Here is a 3,449-nt window from a genome sequence, read left to right as displayed (position 1 = left end):
CGTAGAGCGAGCATTGCAGGTCGGCGCACATGTAGGTGCCGACGCTGTTGCCGTTGCGGCCGGCCGCCCCAGCGAGCGGTGCCGAGAAGAGCGCGACGCCCGAGGAGGCGTGCAGGGTCATGCACAGCGAGCACATCGTGCTCTTCGTGAGCGACTTCGCCGACTTCGCCGCCGCCCTCAGCACGATGCCGACCAGACGATCGCCGGACTGGGTGACCAGGCAAGCGCGGTCGGGTGCCTTGGGATCGCGCCAGCCGAGGAAATCGAGGCGGTCGAAGTCAACCGTGGCGAGCGGCCCGGGCAGTGCGATCCGAGCCCGCTCGCCCCGAGTGCAGTTGACGAAGGACGCACGCAGTTCTGCCTCGGTGACCTGGTTCATGGGCCCGACGGTAATTGCGGGCACCCGCTCCGGCGAGGGATTAACGGCCAGGACGGGGACCAGGATGACCGCGACCAGGGTCGGAAACCGCCGCCGGGGGCCGCCGGGCGCCGAGGCCGTGGGCTGGGGCGAGTCGCCCGGCTCGTTGTCCCGTTCCTGGGTGACCCGCGGCCGGACGGTCTCGACCTGCGGCTGCTACTGGCGGTGCATGTCGATGGATCCCAGGCGGCTGGTGCCGCCGTGTCCGTCCCTCTGCGGCGAGCGTGGTCTCTAGTCATCGTCGATGACTGGCTCAGCCCAAGCCGCGTGCACGAACTCCGATATCCAGGAGAAGCCGTCCGACTCGCCCAAGGAAAGCTTGACAGCGGCAGCGATCAGATGCTGCCCGGCGGGCACGATGGCGACGTGTTGCCGGACTCGCCTCGCGTGGCGGATCTGGATCTCAGACCCTCGATGTCGACGACTCCGCACTCGTCGCCCGGTGCCTCCACCGAGGTCGACTCCACCGCTACCGACCAGCCTTCCTTGTTGGCCTTGTAGAGCCACACCTCGAAGGCACGCTGCTTGCCGTCCTGCTCTGACACCCGGGCGATGATCTCGATCGGATCCGTTCGGTTGTCCATCTTGTCCTCCGCCGCTCGGCCGAGAGTGCACCTTAGCGTTCGGGGTGGTGCGGGCAGCCTCGGTGAGGGGAGGTCAGCCACGGGTCGGCGACCCGCCAGCGCGGGATGGCAGACTCCGCTCATGCAGCAGCCACCTGCCATCACCCCGGAGACCGCCGACTGGACCTTCGTCATCACCGAGGGCTGCGCGGAGTGCGGCTTCTCCCCGCAGGACGTCGCATCGACCGGTGAGCGCCTGCGCGCCGCGATCCCGACCTGGCGGGCCGCCCTGGCCCGCAGCGACGCCGCAGTGCGCCCGGAGCCGACGGTCTGGTCCCCGGTGGAGTACGCCTGCCACGTCCGCGACACCTGCCGGATCTTCCGGGAGCGGCTGGAGCTGATGCTGCGGGAGGACGACCCGGTCTTCGCCAACTGGGACCAGGACGCGACCGCCGTCGAGGAGGACTACTTCCACCAGACCCCGGCCGTGGTTGCCGATCAGTTGGCCGCGGAGGCGGAGGCGACGGCGGCGGCGTTCGACGCCGTCCGGGCGGACCAGTGGGAGCGGCCGGGCCGGCGCAGCAACGGCTCGGTGTTCACGGTGCGCACCTTCGCGGTCTACTTCCTGCACGACATCGAGCACCACGTGCACGACGTCACCCGCTGAGGTCCTGGCTCCGCCTGTCGGCTCGTGCCGGCCGGTCAACGCCCTGGCGCACCCGGCCGGCACCCCGCCGTCAGTCGCAGGCGATCCCGTCGCCGTCGCGGTCCAGATCGTAGATGTCATCGCCGACCGGCCCTGTTCCACGCCCGGATCGGCGCCTTCGGCCGCACGGACTGACCGCCACGACGAGGGGGCCGCTCCCCGGTTGAGACCGACCCCCGCGTGCCGGGAGCGCTACGGCTTCCAGGAGCCCGCCGTCTTCAGCCGGTGCTGGTACTCCACGGCGCCGTTCTTGTCCTTCACGTCGAAGATCAGCTGACCGGTCCGCTTGCTGCCGGCCGGGAGGTCGTTGCCCGCGGGGAGCAGCTTCCCGCAGCCGGAGAGCGCGCCGCCCATCCCGCTGGCCTCCGTCCCGTCGGCGCCGACCCAGCGGAAGAAGAACGGGTTGAACGAGCCCGTGCCCTTGGTGACCTGCGCGGTGACGTCCGCGATCAGGTACATGCCCTCGTCCGGCCCGGGCATATACGTCTTGCAGGCCTTCGCGGAGGTGCGGAAGTTGTCCACGGTGAGCTGGATCGTGCCGTCCTCGTCCTCGATGACCAGCGTGTCGCCCGGCTCCATGTTGAACGTCTCGCCGGTGGTCTGGTCGGCGTCGGGCGTCGGGTCCGCGGCGCCGGACGACGGCTCGGCCGGCGCGTTGGTCACCGCCGGGGTGGGCAGGCTCTCGGCGGCCTTCTCCACCTTCTTCGCGCCGGCGTAGATCGCCAAGATGCCGCCGCCGCAGCAGAGCAGGAGGAGTACCGCGGCCACGATGCCGAGGGTCACCCAGACCTTCTTCTTCGACCGGGGCGCGGCGCCCGGCGGCGCGCCGAACGGCTGGCCCGGGGCCGGCGGGTACGGCCCGCTCGGCGGGTACCCGGCGCCCGAGACCGGCGGCGGATAGCCGGCGCCCGACACGGGAGGCGGATACCCGGCGCCCGACACCGGGGGCGGATATCCGCCCGGCACCGGCGGCGGGTACGTCGCGCCACCGGAAACCGGTGGGTACGGCGCGCCCGGGACCGGGGGCTGCGGGGCGGCCGGCGGCGGGTACGGCGTGCCCGAGACGGGCGGCTGGGGCGCGGTCGGCGGGTACGGGGCGCTCGGCACCGGCGGCATCGGCTCGGTGGGGAATGCCTGCGTCGGCGGTTCCGCCGGCTGCTGGTTCGGGTCCTGCGGTCCGAACGGAGGCTGAGGGTGGCTCACCGTACTCCTAGGGGCGCCTTCGAAGATCTTCAGTGCACCGACGGTACCGGTGACGGACAAGCCACCCGCCACGGCCTCAGGACAGCGGCAGCACCGCGGCGGTGCGGACCAGGTCGGCGTCGACGCTGAACCGCCCGGTGACCAGCGCCGGCGGGTCGGCGACCGGGGCGGCGTGGAGCCGGGCCGGCGCGATGCGGGCGGTGAACGTCCCGGCGTCCGGGTCGAGGGTCACCCGGGCGTCGTGGAAGTCCAGCCAGGTGCCGACGACCGGGTGCCAGAGCTTGTAGACGGTCTCCTTGGCGCTGAACACCACCGCCGGCCAGGACACCCCGGTGGGCAGCCCGGCGAGGCCCGCCTCCTCCTCGGGCAGGCAGATCATCCGGCGTACCCCGGCATTGAGCTCGCGGTGCCGCTCGGCGTCCAGGCCGACCGACCGGATCTCGCCGGACCGGGCCGCGGCCGCCGCGCAGTAGCCGTGGGTGTGGGTGATGGCGCCGACCACGCCGGCCGGCCAGACCGGGGACCGGTCGGGCGCCGCGGGCACCGGCGCCGCCGGCAG

Annotated in this window: 5 protein-coding genes; 1 reads left to right on the top strand and 4 read right to left on the bottom strand. The window is 72.5% G+C overall.

Annotated features, from left to right (window positions below; genetic code table 11):
* Window positions 1-379 (bottom strand): FBP domain-containing protein (locus JNW87_RS36445; protein WP_238455276.1); only part of this gene is annotated, 379 nt, incomplete at its 3' end.
* A gap of 374 nt (window positions 380-753) precedes the next feature.
* Window positions 754-1,002, bottom strand: a complete 249-nt coding sequence (locus JNW87_RS36440) for a hypothetical protein (protein ID WP_236647289.1) — start codon at window positions 1,000-1,002, stop codon at window positions 754-756.
* A 121-nt stretch (window positions 1,003-1,123) separates the two neighbouring features.
* On the opposite strand from JNW87_RS36440, the gene JNW87_RS36435 reads away from it, so the two are divergent.
* A complete protein-coding gene (locus JNW87_RS36435; protein ID WP_109799946.1) occupies window positions 1,124-1,648 on the top strand; it encodes a DinB family protein in 525 nt (174 codons plus the stop codon).
* Between the two features lie 231 nt (window positions 1,649-1,879).
* On the opposite strand, the gene JNW87_RS36430 is transcribed toward JNW87_RS36435, so the two are convergent.
* Both JNW87_RS36430 and JNW87_RS36425 read right to left on the bottom strand, forming a co-directional pair.
* Entirely contained in the window at window positions 1,880-2,890 is a 1,011-nt protein-coding gene (locus JNW87_RS36430) for a DUF4352 domain-containing protein (RefSeq protein WP_109799945.1), read from the bottom strand.
* 76 nt (window positions 2,891-2,966) lie between these two features.
* Window positions 2,967-3,449 (bottom strand): 4'-phosphopantetheinyl transferase (locus tag JNW87_RS36425; protein WP_238455275.1); only part of this gene is annotated, 483 nt, incomplete at its 5' end.

This window comes from Micromonospora sp. ATA51, from assembly GCF_016802855.1.
Taxonomy (GTDB): Bacteria; Actinomycetota; Actinomycetes; order Mycobacteriales; family Micromonosporaceae; genus Micromonospora; species Micromonospora sicca.
This window is presented reverse-complemented; position numbering and strand designations above follow the sequence as displayed.